The 17,397-nt window shown below is 46.8% G+C and carries 18 protein-coding genes, 1 tRNA gene and 2 pseudogenes; 17 read left to right on the top strand and 4 right to left on the bottom strand.

Annotated elements, in window-relative coordinates; all coding sequences use genetic code 11:
- Window positions 1–829 precede the first annotated feature (829 nt).
- Window positions 830–1,273 (top strand): annotated as a pseudogene (locus tag PaeBR_RS16700) (Rpn family recombination-promoting nuclease/putative transposase).
- Between the two features lie 389 nt (window positions 1,274–1,662).
- Window positions 1,663–1,752 (top strand): putative holin-like toxin, encoded by a 90-nt coding sequence (locus PaeBR_RS16695; RefSeq protein ID WP_222850467.1) that lies wholly within the window; start codon window positions 1,663–1,665, stop codon window positions 1,750–1,752.
- 486 nt (window positions 1,753–2,238) lie between these two features.
- Here PaeBR_RS16695 and PaeBR_RS16690 read toward each other — a convergent pair.
- Window positions 2,239–2,310, bottom strand: a tRNA-Val gene (locus PaeBR_RS16690).
- A gap of 181 nt (window positions 2,311–2,491) precedes the next feature.
- On the opposite strand from PaeBR_RS16690, the gene PaeBR_RS16685 reads away from it, so the two are divergent.
- The 9 genes and pseudogenes from PaeBR_RS16685 (at window position 2,492) to PaeBR_RS16645 (ending at window position 9,596) form a co-directional block, all read left to right on the top strand.
- On the top strand, window positions 2,492–2,839 hold the full coding sequence (locus tag PaeBR_RS16685; RefSeq protein ID WP_410511667.1) for a P-II family nitrogen regulator: 348 nt from the start codon (window positions 2,492–2,494) through the stop codon (window positions 2,837–2,839).
- Window positions 2,840–2,989: 150 nt separating this feature from the next.
- Window positions 2,990–4,276 carry an ammonium transporter gene (locus PaeBR_RS16680; RefSeq protein WP_410511666.1) on the top strand — a complete coding sequence of 429 codons (1,287 nt, stop codon included), beginning with the start codon at window positions 2,990–2,992 and terminating at the stop codon, window positions 4,274–4,276.
- Between the two features lie 177 nt (window positions 4,277–4,453).
- Window positions 4,454–5,208, top strand: a pseudogene (locus tag PaeBR_RS16675) (SDR family oxidoreductase).
- Between the two features lie 203 nt (window positions 5,209–5,411).
- Complete coding sequence (locus tag PaeBR_RS16670; RefSeq protein ID WP_410511665.1) at window positions 5,412–6,134, top strand: NPCBM/NEW2 domain-containing protein; 723 nt, start codon at window positions 5,412–5,414, stop codon at window positions 6,132–6,134.
- Between the two features lie 101 nt (window positions 6,135–6,235).
- Window positions 6,236–6,994 carry an SDR family NAD(P)-dependent oxidoreductase gene (locus tag PaeBR_RS16665; RefSeq protein ID WP_410511664.1) on the top strand — a complete coding sequence of 253 codons (759 nt, stop codon included), beginning with the start codon at window positions 6,236–6,238 and terminating at the stop codon, window positions 6,992–6,994.
- A 324-nt stretch (window positions 6,995–7,318) separates the two neighbouring features.
- Window positions 7,319–8,392: a site-2 protease family protein gene (locus PaeBR_RS16660; RefSeq protein ID WP_410515219.1), complete on the top strand. Its 1,074-nt coding sequence runs from the start codon at window positions 7,319–7,321 to the stop codon at window positions 8,390–8,392.
- Between the two features lie 91 nt (window positions 8,393–8,483).
- The gene (locus PaeBR_RS16655) at window positions 8,484–8,705 is read left to right on the top strand and encodes a hypothetical protein (RefSeq protein ID WP_410511663.1); all 222 of its coding nucleotides are present in this window, start codon (window positions 8,484–8,486) and stop codon (window positions 8,703–8,705) included.
- 129 nt (window positions 8,706–8,834) lie between these two features.
- Window positions 8,835–9,278 carry a GNAT family N-acetyltransferase gene (locus PaeBR_RS16650; RefSeq protein WP_410511662.1) on the top strand — a complete coding sequence of 148 codons (444 nt, stop codon included), beginning with the start codon at window positions 8,835–8,837 and terminating at the stop codon, window positions 9,276–9,278.
- Between the two features lie 84 nt (window positions 9,279–9,362).
- Window positions 9,363–9,596, top strand: a complete 234-nt coding sequence (locus PaeBR_RS16645) for a DUF3892 domain-containing protein (protein WP_410511661.1) — start codon at window positions 9,363–9,365, stop codon at window positions 9,594–9,596.
- 78 nt (window positions 9,597–9,674) lie between these two features.
- Here the strand turns inward: PaeBR_RS16645 and PaeBR_RS16640 are convergent, their stop codons facing one another.
- Window positions 9,675–10,412 (bottom strand): MBL fold metallo-hydrolase, encoded by a 738-nt coding sequence (locus PaeBR_RS16640; RefSeq protein WP_410511660.1) that lies wholly within the window; start codon window positions 10,410–10,412, stop codon window positions 9,675–9,677.
- Between the two features lie 179 nt (window positions 10,413–10,591).
- On the opposite strand from PaeBR_RS16640, the gene PaeBR_RS16635 reads away from it, so the two are divergent.
- Both PaeBR_RS16635 and PaeBR_RS16630 read left to right on the top strand, forming a co-directional pair.
- Window positions 10,592–11,143 (top strand): copper amine oxidase, encoded by a 552-nt coding sequence (locus tag PaeBR_RS16635; RefSeq protein ID WP_410511659.1) that lies wholly within the window; start codon window positions 10,592–10,594, stop codon window positions 11,141–11,143.
- Between the two features lie 93 nt (window positions 11,144–11,236).
- Window positions 11,237–11,560, top strand: a complete 324-nt coding sequence (locus tag PaeBR_RS16630) for a DUF1292 domain-containing protein (protein ID WP_410511658.1) — start codon at window positions 11,237–11,239, stop codon at window positions 11,558–11,560.
- Window positions 11,561–11,684: 124 nt separating this feature from the next.
- On the opposite strand, the gene PaeBR_RS16625 is transcribed toward PaeBR_RS16630, so the two are convergent.
- Window positions 11,685–13,160 (bottom strand): aminotransferase class I/II-fold pyridoxal phosphate-dependent enzyme, encoded by a 1,476-nt coding sequence (locus tag PaeBR_RS16625; protein WP_410511657.1) that lies wholly within the window; start codon window positions 13,158–13,160, stop codon window positions 11,685–11,687.
- A gap of 91 nt (window positions 13,161–13,251) precedes the next feature.
- Here PaeBR_RS16625 and PaeBR_RS16620 point away from each other — a divergent pair, with 91 nt between their 5' ends.
- From PaeBR_RS16620 to PaeBR_RS16610, 3 genes are all read left to right on the top strand, one after another.
- On the top strand, window positions 13,252–14,535 hold the full coding sequence (locus PaeBR_RS16620) for an MFS transporter (RefSeq protein WP_410511656.1): 1,284 nt from the start codon (window positions 13,252–13,254) through the stop codon (window positions 14,533–14,535).
- A 65-nt stretch (window positions 14,536–14,600) separates the two neighbouring features.
- A complete protein-coding gene (locus PaeBR_RS16615) occupies window positions 14,601–15,059 on the top strand; it encodes a helix-turn-helix domain-containing protein (RefSeq protein ID WP_410511654.1) in 459 nt (152 codons plus the stop codon).
- Window positions 14,948–15,730, top strand: a complete 783-nt coding sequence (locus PaeBR_RS16610; protein ID WP_410515058.1) for an IS630 family transposase — start codon at window positions 14,948–14,950, stop codon at window positions 15,728–15,730. Before PaeBR_RS16615 ends, PaeBR_RS16610 begins: the two co-directional genes overlap by 112 nt.
- A gap of 35 nt (window positions 15,731–15,765) precedes the next feature.
- Here PaeBR_RS16610 and PaeBR_RS16605 read toward each other — a convergent pair whose 3' ends face one another.
- Entirely contained in the window at window positions 15,766–16,389 is a 624-nt protein-coding gene (locus PaeBR_RS16605) for a DUF1054 domain-containing protein (protein ID WP_410511653.1), read from the bottom strand.
- Between the two features lie 272 nt (window positions 16,390–16,661).
- Between PaeBR_RS16605 and PaeBR_RS16600 the strand changes: the two genes are divergently transcribed.
- Window positions 16,662–17,264 (top strand): hypothetical protein, encoded by a 603-nt coding sequence (locus PaeBR_RS16600; RefSeq protein ID WP_410511652.1) that lies wholly within the window; start codon window positions 16,662–16,664, stop codon window positions 17,262–17,264.
- The last annotated feature ends 133 nt before the right edge of the window (window positions 17,265–17,397 follow it).

The following is a 17,397-nucleotide window of genomic DNA, read 5'->3' as shown; positions in this document are numbered from 1 at the left end:
AAATATATCCCCAGATTTTATGTACTTAGACGTTCATGAACACTTGACCTTGCCATATGTTGGTGGGGTCTCTTTTTTTGCCCACTGGCTTCGGCTGGTGGTATTAGATGATTAATAGAATAACTGATTTTATTTATTAATAGGGGAATTCCTCCGCTAGAATCCTCAATTTACCTCTTTCGCGGCACCATTAATGGCACCAGTTTAATAAAATACGCTTCCAAAGAGGTCTGCTGTATCTTGCTGCATATCCAGCATCACGTGAGCGTAGCGATCAATCATTTTGACACTGGATCATCCCAAGCGGTCAGCAATTCGTTTGCTTCCTACCGGAGCTATTGAGAGGGGTTGCGGCGACCCTTTGGGCCAAGGCTAGGAAGTTGCTCGGCGTTCAGCCAGCGGAAGAAGCAATCATTTGTGGATATTAATCAATCGGGCATAGCCCATAAGGAGAGATAAACGAAAAAAAAGAGAAGGCCGTAAAACCTACCTTCTCAAATGATTCATAGAATTAAGCTATTTTTTATGGTGATGATGACGCTTGGCAACAACTAATAATTTTTGACCAGGTTTGAGTACAACAACGAGCAATTTTTTGTGTTTTTTAAGCACCTTGGACCACCTCCTTGGTACTTTAAAATATTCCGAATTTTATATAGAGGTGTGGGTGATCTGATAGAAAAGAAATCGAAATGTATCCGGAGGGTATCATAAGCCCAAATTCGAGAGGAGCAAAATGATCGCCTGCTTTAATCAGTGCGGTTCTACGCATCTTTGTAAGGTTCAGATGAACGGAAAAATGATATAATAATAATAACGAATAGAGCTAATGCCGATGGATTTATTAGACCCGCGTGTGGATTTTATATTCAAACGGATATTTGGCAGCGAGAACAATAAGGATGTGCTACTGGAATTTCTTAACCGCATTTTTACAGAAGCTGGCGAGCCGCCGCTTGACCGAAATCATTCTGATGAATCCCTATACGGACAAAGATGATCCGCTCGACAAACAGTCCATCTTTGATGTTTACGCCAAGACATCGAAGGTAAGCTGATTGATATTGAGATGCAGCTTTTTAATAAGTACGATATTGAGAAACGAACGCTCTTTTATTGTAGCAAACGGTATGCGAGTCAACTCAGCGAGGGTGACAAATATCCAGAGTTGAAGAAATGCGTGACGATCAACATTCTAAACTATTCGTTTCTGAAGAATGATCAATATCATAACGTATTTCATCTGCGGGAGGACAGGTCGGGATTATCCTAGATTGATGATATTGAGGTTCATTTCCTGGAACTGCCGAAGCAAAAAAGCCTTGATTATCAAGGCTTCACATATAGACGGATGGGGTTCGAACCCATGACCCCTACCCTGTCAAAGTCATTGGGCACTTATCTGGGTTTCTGTTATAGTGCCGATAAATCGTGTGAAATAAGGGTTTATTGATTTCTCGTATGTTCAATTACCACGATTCATTAAGGATTCACATCTTTTTTCACATCAGATTCACTTCAGATTAACATCAAAGAGAAGGGGCGGAGCGGGCTCAAATGCGCTATATAATACATCTATCCAGGGGGCTTACCGCCATGATATAATGACTGAGCAATAGAAGGCTTGCAAGGGCGTTCGGCTAATCTCCCGGAAGGGAGGTGATGCCTGTGGAAGTGTACCAAGCGTTGACGCTAATGATTTCATTTGCGACTTTGGTTGTGTTAATACTTTCTTTCCACAAAAAGAAATAGGCCGCCCTCTGTCCAGGATCGCGACCTATTTCAATGGGTAGAACCTGTTAAAGTCGCCGCCCTTAAAAGCGGCTATTGCATTGGGAGTCGTGTTAGCGCACGGCTCTCTTCGCATTGTACGTCTTTTCTACCCCAACTATACCACGTATGATTATTAAAGTAAAAATAATTATAAGTGCAAAAATACTTTAGTGTTGCAGCAAGCCCTACGTGTAATCGGCCCAGAAAAAAATATAAGTCGGTCAGTTGGAAAACTGGCCGTTGCACAGTGATGTGAATCTGATGTGAAAACTGATGTTAAACCGCAACAATAGCCGGGAACACAGCATAAATCACGCAAAAAAAGCCTTATTCTACGCGGTTTCTCAATAGTTTCACATCAAATTAACATCAATGGGGGGATTGCCCCACTGTATCATACAATTCATGCGTTCTGTAGCAATGTAAAAAGCCTTGCTCAGCAAGGCTTTCCAGATGTGTATCATATAGGACGGATGGGGTTCGAACCCATGACCCCTACCCTGTCAAGATAGTGCTCTCCCGCTGAGCTACCGTCCTGCAACGAAATTTATAATAACATACGAGGCGGTGGAATGGCAATTATTTTTTTTCGCTTGATAAGCCCGATTGGGGTTGCCTATTAAGATGGAGGAGCAATGAAATCCCGCTATTTTTCCTCTCGAAGCACGATTATTATGGTACAATTTAATTGCAGCTACACTAATTTTGGAGGATACATATGAAAAAAGTAGAAGCTATTATTCGCCCAGAGAAGCTTAGAGAAGTTATTGAAGCACTCCGAATGATTCAGGTAACCGGTTTCACGGTCACACAGGCACAGGGGCGCGGCCAGCAGAAAAATACAACGGGAGTTTATAGAGGGAAATCTTATACGGTTAATTTGCACCATAAAATAAAACTTGAAATTGTCGTTTCTGACAATAAAGTGCAAGAAACCATACAGACGATCATTAATACTGCACAAACCGGAGAAATGGGAGATGGCAAAATATTCGTTCTTCCTCTCCTGGAAATGTACAATATTAGAACAGGCCAAACCGACGAAACGATAGATGATTTGAAATAAAATGAGATAAATCACATTCAGGGACGAAAAGGGACAAAGACATACTTTGTTCCTTTTTCATGTAAGCTTACATTACATTTGATGTTGACAATTTTACCTCTCTGCTTATATTATTACTATGTTATAAAAAGTATCAGGGAGGGTAACATCATGAACGCCGGAACGGATGTGGCTTTGAATACGGTTTGGGTAGTAATTGCTGCTGCAATGGTTATCTTTATGGAGGGCGGCTTTAGCTTACTCGAAGCAGGTTTTGTTCGTACGAAAAATGCAGTGAATGTAACGATGAAAATATTTGTGGATCTCACCGTCGGAGTTTTAGCTTTTTTCTTGATTGGTTTTGGAATTATGTTCGGAAAAGATTTTGCCGGAATCATTAGTTTCGATTTTTGGGGAGCTTCCCAATCTTTAAATATGGATTTGAATCTTCCGTTATCCGCATATGTGCTGTTTCAAATCGGTTTTGCCATCGCGGCGATCTCGATCATATCCGGTGCTGTTGCCGAACGGATGTCTTTTAAAGCGTATATCCTGATTGCTATTTTTGTAGCAGCGGTTTTATATCCGGTTTCAGGTCACTGGGTGTGGAATGCTGACGGGTGGCTTGCACAGCTGGGAATGAAGGACTTTGCCGGCTCTGCTGCCATTCATGCTCTGGGGGGAGCGGCCGCATTTGCTTTTGCCAAAGTTCTGGGCCCCCGCCGCGGCAGATTCAACAACGATGGAAGTGTGAATGTGTTTGCTCCAAGTAATATTCCGCTGGCATCCGCAGGTACTTTTATATTGTGGTTCGGTTGGTTTGGATTTAATGCAGGAAGTACCTTGAACGCAGCCGATATTAACCTGTCGGTTATTGCTCTGAATACGATGCTGGCAGCAGCTGCGGGAGGGACTTCCGCTATGATCTACACCATGTTCCGTTTTGGAAAAGCGGATCCGAGTATGACTATGAACGGAGCGCTGGCCGGCCTCGTTGCTATAACTGCTGGCTGTGCGTTTGTAACTTCCACATCCGCTATTCTAATTGGTCTGGTTGCAGGCATCCTGGTGATTTGGGGAACGCTCGCCATCGACAAGCTGCAGGTGGATGATCCTGTAGGAGCTGTCGCTGTTCACGGGGTTAACGGCGCTTTCGGAACCTTGGCTGTAGGACTTTTTGATCAAAAAGAAGGGCTGTTTACTACAGGACAGTTTCACCTGCTCGGTGTTCAGCTGCTTGGGGTGATCGTAGTTATGGTGTGGGGATTTGTGATGAGCTACGGTGCGGCCAAGCTGATCCAAAAAACCGTTGGTCTTCGGGTCAATGATGCTGAAGAAGAAGAGGGTCTGGACATGGCCATGCATGGCATTCCTGCCTATAACGAGCTCGAAAGATTTAGCGATCAACCCGCCGGAATAGATCAAGCCTTGTTCTTAAAAACCGGGTCTGAGGATTAGGGTTGGGTCACGGATTACTGGGCAAAATAGAGTCTTTGGATTAAATCCGTTTGCGCGGCAGGCTGCTGTCACGCAAACGGATTTTTTGCCTATTCCCGGTGTGTCCTTAATTGTTACATAATGGCCATACAATGCCGCATATGAATCCCTAACTGATTTTAAAGGAGAGAGCGGCTTATGTATCCGTCTTACCCGTATTATAGTTCGGAGGTTCAATGCAAGAATGTTCCGATAACATTTCCCCCGCAGGAACAGAGGAGACAGCCGGGTTTTGAATATTTGATGGTGCCTCGACCCATCGCAGAAAATCCCGGTTATATAGGAAGCGGAAAACTCAATAACAAAACCGCCCTCATCACAGGCGGGGACAGCGGGATCGGGCGGGCTGCCGCTATCGCCTTCGCCAAGGAGGGGGCGGATGTAGTTATTGTGTATTACGATGAGCACCAGGATGCCGCAGAGACGAAACTGCGAATAGAGCAGCTTGGCAGACGATGCTTTACGATTGCCACGGATTTAAAAGAAGAGGAAAACTGCAAATTCGTTGTCATGAAAGCGGTGGAGCTTTCGGATGTATTGATGTACTCGTGAATAATCATGCGGTCCAGTTTCCGCAGCAAAGTATTCTCAATATTACCAGCTCACAATTGGAGATGACGTTCCGAACGAATATCCTGTCCTTTTTCCATATGACTAAAGCAGTATTGCCCCATATGAAGGCAGGCGTCGCTCCCGGACCCATTTGGACGCCCCTCATCCCGGCAACCTTCCCGGCGGATCGAGTTAAGACCTTCGGAACGCAGGTGCCAATGAAACGGGCAGGGCAGCCTTTTGAGCTGGCTCCGGCCTATGTGTACCTGGCGTCAGATGATTCTGCCTATGTCTCAGGGCAAATTCTTCATGTCGGCGGGGGAGAGATGGTGGAGTCGTAGTGGGTGATGCTTAGTTGGTAGAGTGAATAAAATTCATAATTATGACCCCGCCGGCACGCTGCCTGCGGGGTTTGTTAGGTTATAGGAGTATGTCTATCTAATGGTAAATTGTAAAATATAGGCCAAGGGAAGGGAAAAGAAGATAATTTGTCGAATACTAGGAATAGGAGTATTTTCCTAACACATATATGGGGAGTGGGCTTATGAAGGATAAATCTAAAGGTTTAATTTTAGGAGTAGTCATAGGTACGATGCTAACAGGATCTACAGTGTTTGCTGGTACGAATACTAAATTGAGCGTTGTATTAGAAAATGTAAAGTATATGTTCAATGGAGTCCAAAAACAAACATCGCAGTCTATTGTATACAACGGCCAGCTTTATGCCCCGGTTAAAAACATAGCCAATGGGTTGGGCGAAAATTTTACATACGATGGAAAAACCAAGACAGCTTGGATAGGTAGAAAAGAGGGTTCCTTCGTTTATTTAGATGATATTAGTTACGCAAGAATAGATGGTATCAGAAAAAATACTATTAATTTCAAAAATTGGACAAATCCTTCTGGCCTTAAGTTTAAGATTGCGGGACAACAATATTTTCATGGGATTGGATCAATTTTAAGTCAGTCCTATTCTTCAGGCGATAATATTAACTCAGTGGATTATAACTTAAATGGGAAATATAAAAAACTTACAGGGTATATTGGAGTCGATGACTATACTAAAGATTCTGATAACACCGGTACTATAGTAATTAAGGGTGATGGACAGGAACTATTTAGAAAAGATGGTATACGTGGAGGGGATGTGGCTACAGAAATTAGCGTAGATATAACAGGGGTTCTAAAGCTTCAAGTGTATTTTGAAGCAGCTGAGGATTATAATAATCATATAGACTTAGTATTCGCAGAACCAAAGTTGTTTTAAGTCTAATAAATATAATCGGCCGCTGGTTTACAGCGGCTATTTTCATTACTTTAAAATCAACAATAAGAATTTAATCAATAAATCAGGGAGGCGATAAACGTATGAGGCTAAAAGATAAGAAAGCAATTGTCACCGGCGCGGCACGCGGTATCGGCTTTGAGGTCGCACGGCGGTTCGCTGAAGAAGGAGCCGCAGTTATTATGGCTGATATCGACGACAATGGTGCGGAATCTGCGCAGAAGCTTCGCAGCACCGGGCTTGATGTATCCTTCTGCCGGACGGACGTATCATCAAATGATTCTGTGCTGAATCTTGTAGAGACAGCCGTGCAATTATTCGGTGACGTCAATATCCTCGTCAACAATGCAGCAATCAACATTCCAGGCTCCATACTTGAGCTTTCGGAAGAGGTCTGGGACCGTACGTATCAGGTAAATGTAAAATCCATGTTTCTGCTGTCACGCGCGGTGGTGCCGATAATGCAGCGCAGCGGGGGAGGCGCGATTGTCAATATGGGCTCCGCCAACAGTTACGTTGCCGAGCCCCGCCTGACTGCGTATGTATCGTCAAAGGGAGCAATTCTGATGCTGTCCAAAGCGATGGCGCTTGACTTCGCAGCAGACGGTATCCGTGTGAACTGCATTTGTCCAGGCTGGGTAGACACCACCTTTAATGACAGTCATGCCGATCTGTTCGGGGGTCGCGATGAGATTCTGAAAAGTATTCATGATATCCACCCCATCGGCCGAACGATCCAGCCCGTGGAAATTGCGAATACCGCTTTGTTTCTCGTCTCCGACGAAGCCAGTGCCATCACCGGCGCAGGCATCCTTGTAGACGGCGGATACACGATCAAATAACGCAAGGAATATGTCTGATCATATCCCTAATAAAAACAGCCGATGTGAACGTTGGATATACGTTCCATCGGCTATTTTTATTGGATATAGTCAATCTCTGACGCTGAAACCCTTCTAAAAGTATTTCCGTATTACTGGTACGGCTTGTTCACCTCCTGCATAGAAGAACTACCCAGGCTGTTATGTTAAAATAGATGAATATACGGTATCTCAAACGGGAGGGATAGCTGTGGTAGCGGATAATACCAATGGTGGAGAATGATTCTGAAGATGTTATTCTTACTGAGATTTCATCAATAAATTATAAAAACGAAGGAGCTTGAGATCTTGCCGCAAAATAAGCAGAAAAAAAATAACTCCACGCTTCTGAAATGGCTCGGTGGCGGAGCTGCTTTTCTTTTAGTTAAAGGGAAGGCGATCTTATCCATACTTAAAGTCAGTAAAATTGCCGGTCCGCTAATCTCCATGATGATTTCGATTTGGGCTTATGCGCTGATTTATCCCTGGGGGTTTTCGATTGGCTTTGTACTGCTGCTGCTTGTCCACGAGCTGGGCCATGTGATCGCCGCGAAGCAGAAAGGGCTCCCGGTCAGCGCTCCGCTCTTCATTCCCTTTCTGGGTGCGCTGATTGCCATGAAAAGGCAGCCGCTCGACGCTAAGACGGAGGCTTATATCGCGTTCGGCGGTCCGCTGCTCGGGACGATTGGATCGGTGGCTGTTTTTGCAGCGGCTTATTACCTGGATAGTCCCCTTCTATACTCTCTTGCTTATGTAGGCTTTTTGCTGAATCTAATCAATCTGCTCCCGATCCACCCGCTGGACGGTGGCCGGATTGCTACTGCGGTTACCCGCTGGTTATGGCTGGTTGGACTGGTGGGTGGTCTGGCCGTCATCATCTATTTGCGTTCTATTTTGTTCTTTATCATATGGGCGCTTTTTGCCTATGATTTGTTTGATAAGTACATCCGTCGGCGTAAAAAGAATGTAGTACATTCGATATCGAGGGGGTTCCTCATTCCTGTGGAGCCATTGCAGGATGAGGGCTATTTGATCCCCGGTCCCGAGCATAGAAGAGATTTACCATTCAGCACGTACAGCGATTTGAACCAGCAGCAATACGTTACTTTCCAGTGGGAGGGTCTGAAATTTGAAGGCACAATACCTCTTCCACAGCAGTGTGTGATAGACAAAGTGAAAGTTACACGTCTGGAACGGGTGATTTTGGAAAATGGGCTGCATCTCAAAATGCACTGCGAGGTACAATTCTCTGTCTTCAACAATGATAAGTATTACGATGTGCCCGTTAGCTCACGCTGGAAATATGGGATCAGTTATTTTCTGTTAGCATGCTTTTTGTCAGTAATGATGTATCTGGTGCATATGGTAGGAAACATCTGATTGGATGCTCGGAATGTTTTAAAATGACCCGGAATCGTCAAAGCTGTTAGGGATACTAACCGGCAGTTGATGAGGAGAGGGGTTTGACTTAATGTTGAAAAAATGTGGATGGTTGCTGGGTGCTTTGGCATTACTGCTGCCAGTGCTGGCAGGGTGCTCGATAGAGAAACAGGCTCCGGTCTATTCACGATTAACAGAGCTGCCTTCACTGGACAGAGCTTTGCCAAGGGATGCCCGGTACGAGCCGCTGTCCCCGGTCATTCAGGATGTATACGACCGCTCCATTCCCGAGGATGTCTACTCCACCGAATAGAAGCTTTGATACAGGTTGGGCTAGCCTGCTTCTCTCTGAACCGGTCGGGGATACAGCTATACAGAAAAACGAATTTTCTGTATAATGGGTCAACTATCGTTTGATACATAGAGAGGAGCATTTTAAGTCATGGCAGCGGAAATTGTATGTGTTACTACGGAGGAGCAGCTTCAAAAGGGGCTGGACATCCGCACAAAGGTATTTGTTGAGGAGCAGAAGGTACCGGCTGAAGAGGAAATTGATGAGTATGATGTGATCTCCGGGAATGTACACCACGTTCTTTTAATGGATGAAGGTGTACCCGTAGCGACGGGGAGAATGATTTATTATAAAGCGGATACAGCTAAAATGCAGCGTATTGCCATATTGAAGGAATACCGTTCCAAGGGATATGGTCGTGTGCTGCTGCTGGCGCTGGAAGAGATGGCGCGGGAGCTTGGCTTGAAATCGGCCATCCTGGATGGTCAGTGTCAGGCTGAACCATTCTATACCAAGCTCGGCTACGAAGTGATTTCTACCGAGCCGTTCTATGACGCGGGCATTCTGCATGTTCGGATGCAAAAGGCTCTTTAATATCGCATACTCCTCTAGCTTCTAGGGTAACCTATGATATGCCCTGTGCTGGCAAATCTAAGGGTAAGGAGTTGGGAATAGCGAATGAGCGATCAACGGGAACGTTTCGCAGCTGTGCAAAAAAACGGCGATGGAGACTTGACGAGTTTCCAAACCTCTTCAGGACGTGTACTGGAGTATCAGCAAGCGCTGAAAGAGGTACAGGATGGGAACATTGGCGGAGTCAATGTTTTCAAGGGTAAGGATGGCGAGATTTATATTCGCGGAGATGCGGATGGCGATCCTACAAATAATCTGGATCAGCTTCCTATGTTTTAACATATAACCGGCCGGACATGCGTCAACAGACGTTGATCCGGCCGGTTTTTTATAGGCAAAAGAATTCCAGCCGCAAAGTCACAGCTCATAGATCACATGCTGCTCCAGAAACTCCATTTCGCCTGTACGGCCCACGAAATCCGGCTTTTCATCACTGTAATGCATCAATTGGATCATACTTCGTACTTCCTCCGGCAGGGACAACAGCTCTTCAAGCGTAGTATGGACATGCCCCGTCCCGGTCAGCTGACAGTCATGCAGAATCTTGCGGACGCCGCGCTCCTTTACAAGGGAGAGGAGAAGGCCGGGCTGAAAAATCATATCCGCACTGTAAAACACTTCACTGTTTAATAGAAGAGAGTAGCTGTCCTTGCCGGGAATATGCAGTGTGGGGATCAGCTCCAGCGTCAAGGAGGAAGACAGCTTGTACGCGACCCCAGGCTTCAGGGCAATAACATTGAATAGATCCTTAAGTGAGGTCACGGTCTCCTTCTGGTAAAGTCCACCCTGGAGCGTGTGATCCCACAGCGGCTCAAGCAGAAGCTCGGGCACCAGCAGTGTCATTTTATATCCGTATTTGGATTTCAGCGTAAGTGCGAGCTCTTCCAGTCCGCCGACGTGGTCAGCGTGAATGTGTGTAATCAGAGTGGCGTTTATATCTTTCATGGATATCCCCAGCTCATGCATAGCCAGCGGTGCCGTTAGGCCGCAGTCAATCAGAAGCGTGTAGTCCTCATCCAGCAGCAGCCCGTTATTGTTGAAATAATTTTTAGCAAAAGCATTGCCCGTCCCAAGCATTTGCAGGCTTACACTCATCTCGGAAAAACCCTCCTATTTTAGGTGATGAAGCAATTATAACCTGATTTAATTTTCTCTGAATAAACTGGGCTCATACATTTTACTCTGAAATGAAAATTTTGCCTTCGTCCAGCGCAACTTGCCCAAGGGATCGAAGTATATATTAACAGCATGAATTGTTTGGAGGGTTCCTTATTATGAGATGGAGAAAAGTTGCGCTGTGCGTGATGGTGTTTTCCCTGATGGGAAGCTCGCTGTTGTTCGCCGATGCCGTTACCCAGAAGATTCGGGTGTGGAGCAACGGTAAAGAAATGGCAGACGGCGGTTATTTAATTGACGGTAAAACGTATATACCCGTGCGGGAAGCCGGTGGTGTTGTAACCTGGGATGGTTCCGGCAAAGTGAAGATTCTTAAACCCAATGTGCATATCTTTTTATTCAAGGGTGATACCGTTTTTGGCAACGTTAATGTAGGCAAGCTTAAATTCAAGGTATTCAGTCAGGTAGACAGTCTGACGGATGAGATTGCAGCAGTCAAGGTTGCGATTACAGACCCGTCGGGGAACGTTAAGGACATTCAATCCCAGGAGCTGGAAGGATCGCGCAAGGATAATTTCTGGTTCCCAACCTCTGAATTCACTTATGATTTCAAGGAGAGCGGCAAATACCGGGTCGGCTTCTATATCAAAGGGGAGAAGAACGGGGATTACGTACTTGTGTCGGAAAAGGTAATCACTGCGCTCAATTAAGCATATACCCTCCCCCCACAAATTGACCTGATCTTGTCTTACGTGGTACGATACTGTGCGTAAGATAATTCCAATTTAAAGTGAGGTATTTCAATGAGCGATCACAAACATGAGCATGGCCATGAACATGGTGAAGCATGCGGTTGCGGACATGATCACGACCATGAGCACGAGGAGTTTGTGCTGACCTTGACGAACGAGCAGGGCGAAGACGTGGAGATGGTACTGGTAGAAACGTTCGACGTAGCTGAGAAGTTATACGCATTGCTGCTGGAACGCGAAAACCCTGAGGCGGATGGTATCATTCTGCGTATGGAAGAAGAGAATGAAGAAATGGTGCTGTACAATATCGAAGACGAAGCTGAATGGAAAGCTGTTGAAGAAGCCTACAACGAGCTGCTAGCCCAGCAAGAATAGATTTAGGTGACAATAACAGACTGTTGCTGCTGACGGCGACAGCGGATATTACAATGCAAAAACCCGATGCCTCGTATGGTATCGGGTTTTTGCATGGCTGCTATAGTTTTTAGGGTAAAAGGAGTTAAGAAATTGGATTAGCCTCCACAATTACCTTGATATTTGTTATACTGCGGTCCTCGGGGCCTTTAACGGGAAGCCCGATTTCTACATGGTCGATGATATAGTCGATATTATCCTGGGTGATGATCTCGCCCGGGAGAAGAATCGGGATTCCCGGCGGATATACATAGATGAATTCCGCGATGATGTAACCCGCGGATTCCCGGAACGGAACCAGCTCAGTATCGGCATAAAATGCGTCTCTGGGGATAAGGGCAAGCTGCGGAATTTCTGGAACCTGAACCTTCAGTTCATATATTTCACCTTTGCTGTAATGGATGGCAGACAATACCCGTAAGGCAGCAAGTAACTTATCTACTGATTCTTGGGTATCACCAGGGGTAATAAGGCAAAGAATGTTATACATGTCGCTAAGTTCAACTTCAATGTTGTATTTCTGACGCAGCCAGTTCTCCGTCTCATATCCGGTGATGCCGAGATGGCGTACGTGAATGTTCAGCTTGGTTGGATCATGGTCAAAGGTTGCTTCTGTACCGAGAATTTCTTTACCAAAGCTGTACAGGCCTTCTATGCTGTTAATGGCTTCACGGGCATAGTTGGACAATTTGATGGTTCTTTCCGCCATCTCATGGCCGTTCAAGGCAAGATTGCGTCTGGATGTATCCAGGGATGCCAGCAAAATATAAGAGGTTGAGGTTGTGGTCAGCATGCTGAGAATGGTCTGCACCCGCTGCGGGTTCACAAGACCGGTCTTGGCGTTCAGATTCAATACCGAGCTCTGCGTCATGGAGCCGCCCAGCTTATGCACACTGGTTGCAGCCAAATCCGCACCGGCCTGCATGGCCGATACCGGTAAATCCTCATGAAAATGAATCAGTACTCCGTGTGCCTCGTCCACCAATACGGGAATACCGTAGCTATGGGCCAGATCCACAATGGAACGAAGGTCGGCACATACGCCAAAGTAAGTAGGGTTAATTACGAGGACGCCTTTGGCATCCGGATGGCGCTTGATTGCGCGTTCCAGCGAGCTTGTGGTTATACCGTGATCTATCCCAAGATTCACATCCTGTACAGGAGAGACAAAAACAGGCTTGGCTCCAGAGAAAATGATCGCTGACATGACTGACTTGTGAATGTTGCGCGGTACGATAATTTTGTCTCCAGGCGAACACACAGAAAGAATCATGGTCATGATGGCATTGCTCGTACCCTGTACGCTGAAGTACGTATAGTCAGCGCCAAAAGCCTTTGCTGCCAGTTTCTGTGCTTCCTGAATAACTCCGGTAGGCTGATGAAGATCGTCAAGTGGCGAGATATTGATCAGATCTATGGATAGCGCGTTATCGCCGATAAACTCACGAAATTCGGCATCGGTTCCTAGCCCCTTCTTATGCCCGGGAATATGAAATTGAACGGGATTACCGGCGGCATGCTTTCTGAGAGCAGTGAAGAGGGGAGTACGGTGTTGATTCATTTAATGCTGTCACAACCTTTCGCAAAGAGTAAATTTTTAGGGCAAGCATCAGTATAACAAAACAATCACCATAATACTAGGATGTGATGAAATGCCGGGCAATACAGAGCAGCGTACACATATTAATCTGGCGTCACCGTTTATTATCAAAATGTGGGTAATCATTTTTTTAGTTGAGTTTGTGAAGGGATCACTGCTCGTTGCACTGCTCCCGGTTTATATGGAGAATATTCTTGGGCTGTCAGTGACTGTGGTGGGCTTGGCCTTTGCACTGCAGTACCTGGGGGACAATCTGTTCCGCAGTCCGTCGGGATGGATCATGGAACGAATCGGGTATCGCTTTACGATGACGGGAGCTTTGCTGCTGATCGTGCTGGCAGTAACCATGATTATTTATGCTACGGATGCAGTATGGCTTTCCGTTGCCTGCCTTATCCTTGGCATAGGGACATCGCCGCTTTGGCCGTGTGTAATGACCGGTGTGACAGATCTCGCCGGATCTACCAAGAGCGGAAGCAGCGGTGCGGCGATGGGTGCTGTGGAAATGGCTTCCCTTGCCGGAACCGGCATTGGCCCCATTACGCTTAATTTTATGATGGATCATGGCGGCCAGAGTTATCGGACAGCCTTCCTGATTCTGCTTGGCTGCGCGGTAGCCATCGTAGCAGTAGCGCTGCTGCTTCCTGCACGAATTGGCCATGCTTCCCATCCTGCTCCCCACGGACAAGGGGGCGGGGTGACTGGGGGCCGTAAACTGCTGAAGCCCTGGGAGAGTCTTCTAAGAACGCTGCATCAGGTCAAAACTACGCTTAAAGTGAGCCGGCTTCTATATCCTGCACTGTTTTTGCAGGCGTTTGCGATCGGACTTATGACCCCGGTGGTTACCTTGTTCGCGCGGACCGAGCTGCATGTCACACCCAACCAATTCAGCCTGCTGCTAATCGCAGGAGGGGGGATTACCGTCCTGGCTTTGATTCCAGCAGGGAAATTGGTGGATCGCATGGGCACAACGGCATTCCTGAATGCCGGCTTTCTGCTTGCGGCCGGTGCACTCGCTTTCTTCTCGCTGGTGCGGTGGCTGCCCCTTGTGTTTGTAGCCGTGGCGCTTGTAGGGATCAGCTATGCGCTAATTTTACCGTCCTGGAATGCCTTTTTGGCCAAACAGATTCCCAAGGGTGAAAGAGGGACGGTGTGGGGGCTTTTCCTGACTTTGCAGGGCTCCGGTATGGTAGCGGGACCTGTCTTATCCGGCAAGCTTTGGGATACGGTTGGACATGGTGTTCCTTTCCTGCTCAGCGCAGTCGTCATGCTGATGCTGTTTGTTCTGCATCTGATGATCGTTCACCGGACGAAGCTGAAAGCCGGGACAAACTAGTACCTTGACCGTGAATAATATTACCTTTAAGCTCTCCATATAGAGTCAAATGGGAGGGCTTACCAATGAACAAAAAATACGTGGTTGAACTGAAAGACGAAGAACGCGAACGGCTTCAGCAACTTCTTCATGCGAAGGAGACTTCACGGGGAATTCGAAATCGCTGCCTCATCCTCATGCTGGTAGATGAAAGTCAAGGAGCCATTCCCAAGCAGATGGAGATTGTCCAGCGAGTTGGTGTTAGTGACGTCACGATTCATCATACCGTGAAGAGTTACTGTACCCGCGGCTTAGAGGCCACATTGCAGTATCGAAAACGGTCGGAGCCGGGGCATCCCTCTGTGATTACGGGAGAACTGGAGGCCCGGATCATTGCACTGGCCTGTTCCGAGCCGCCGGTGGGCTATGCTCGCTGGACCATTCGTCTATTGACGCGCCGGGTCATCGAACTGAATATTATAGAATCGGTGGGACGAGAGACGATTCGAGCCACGTTAAAAAAACGAAACTTAAGCCTCACTTAAAGAAACAATGGTGTATTCCCGCCAAGTCCAGCGCCGAATTTGTCGCCCGAATGGAGGATGTTTTGGAGACGTATGCCCTGCCTTACGATCCTGAAATCCCACTAATTTGTATGGACGAACAGCCGATTCAGCTTCTGGAGGATTCTCGTCCATCCGAACCGATGAAACCTGGGCAAGTGCGGCGTGAAGATTACGAATACGTACGAAAGGGAAGCTGCAGTGTGTTTTTGTTTACGGAACCGTTAGCTGGATGGCGTCACGTACAGGCAAGCGAAAGACGAACCAAAGCAGATTGGGCACTTCAAATCCAGGAATTACTGGACGTTCACTATCCCGATGCGAAACGGGTTCGGCTCGTCATGGACAATTTGAACACGCACACAATCTCTTCGTTATATGAAACCTTTCCGCCAGAACAGGCCTTATCTTTAGCGAAACGATTGGAAATCCACTACACTCCCAAGCATGGAAGCTGGCTAAACATGGCCGAAATTGAACTGAGTTCTATGACGATCCAATGTCTGGATCGGCGCATCGGCTCTATCGAACAATTGCAACGCGAAATCACGGCATGGGAAGTCGATCGCAACCAGGCACAAAAGTCCGTGGAGTGGCACTTTACCACTCAGCAGGCCAGAGGCAAATTGAAACATTTATACCCTGAAATTTGATGCGGTCAAGGTACTAGAACCCTCATGCTGAACTCTTAAAAGGACATCCGGTACAGAGGAAGCAGTGTTTCGAAGGTCTCTTGAATAACGTTTAATAAAGCCTCTCCGTTCTGAAGAAGCGGATCATCCTTGTCTATGCGCAAACCGCAGGTAACCTCTGCTTTTTTAACTTCCTTCAGCTTGCGGGACAACTCGGCGAACTGCCCGTCGGTTATGTCTGCTTGTTGAATGCCCCGGGGGTCCAGATGGTCTGTTGACCAGAAAAAGCTGCCGGGAAGCTGTTTGCGGATATCCGGGATGTGGCCGGATAGAGCCTCTGCAAAAACAACTTTGTTCGCGCTCTCGTAAATAATGGCAAAAACGATAAATAAATGACTATGGAACATGCCTACCTGAAAATGGGGCAGAGCCTTATAGCCGCGTTTGTTCGGACCCCAGGCCACCCAGGTATCATTCGGTGGATGGACGGTGCGCCTTGCATGCTTGGCAACATGAGGGAACATCTCCTCCCCGCAAATTGCGGAAAGCATCGGAGCAAGCTCAGAGCCGAGCTCAGTCAGCTTAGGACGTACCCGTGAAATAAGGGCATCCATACGCGGCTCCAGGCCGGGAATGTGGAATAGTTCAAAGTCATCTTTCGTAAAACCGGTAAATGTCATGGGGCGCCACCTTATCGTTTGATCGGTACTCTTCATTTTTACCAAACTATGGGTAATTTTTAAGAAAACGTTTGGAGAAGAACCGCTGCGGGTAAAAATAGTCAATAAACCAAGTTACCGCTACATAAACTGAAGTATAAAATAAGAGTAGAATGAACGCAAAAAAGCAAGTCGGCACAAGTGGAGGTCCGGCAGCCCGCAAGACTCCGTAAAATGAAGCAGATGCTTACCAAGCCGCTTTGCAGGGTGCAAAGCTTTGAGGGGGGAGTGCCGTGAACAAAAATGATGAGGTGGAATACTGCAATCTGGAGCTCCGGTTCGATCGCCAGCATATTCAGGACTTGATTAAAGATTTGATCCAGGACGGCTATTCCCTGTACTGGAGCGAGAATGAGTCTATTTTTGTGATCTCGGTACGCACGGGCCGTAAGCTGGTGAAGCTGCGTTTTCAACGGATTAAGGATGGATATAAGCTGGTGGGGGATTATATGATCCGTGATGCCCGTCTGGCGGAGTGGATGGAAAAGCTGATTGGTGATATGCGCGGACACGCCATCGTCAAAAGATTTCGTGATCGTCAGATTATTATTGAGAATATCATGTTCGGCGAAGTTATCCGGCTTGTGGAGATATCCGGCTATCAGCAGCGTGTGCTGTTCCAGAAAGGCCCGCTGCTCTCGGACCAGGAGCTTTCCAAGCTCTACTATTCGACCGAAGGGGAAGAACGTATCCTTCAGCGCAGAATTGAAATTGATGAGCAACTGGACCGGTTAAACGAAGCTCTGCAGTCGGAGAATGTCCTTGAGGCGGAACATTGCAAGCAGAAGCTTGCATTTTTGGCCAAAGAACTGAGAAAACTCGAATGGTGGACATAGTAACAGGTGACCGGGCTAAGGCATCCCGCTATCGGGGTGTCTTAATTTTTGCGTGAACTTGCACCCGGGGGTTCACTTCTGTCGATAAAAACGTTAAAATGATTACATTGTGGATTCAATTTCCTTACATGAG

The sequence above is a fragment of the Paenibacillus sp. BR2-3 genome (genome assembly GCF_046529485.1).
In the GTDB taxonomy this organism is placed as follows: Bacteria; Bacillota; Bacilli; order Paenibacillales; family Paenibacillaceae; genus Paenibacillus_AQ.
Note: the sequence above shows the minus strand (reverse complement) of the source record. Positions and strands in the feature narration are given on the sequence as shown.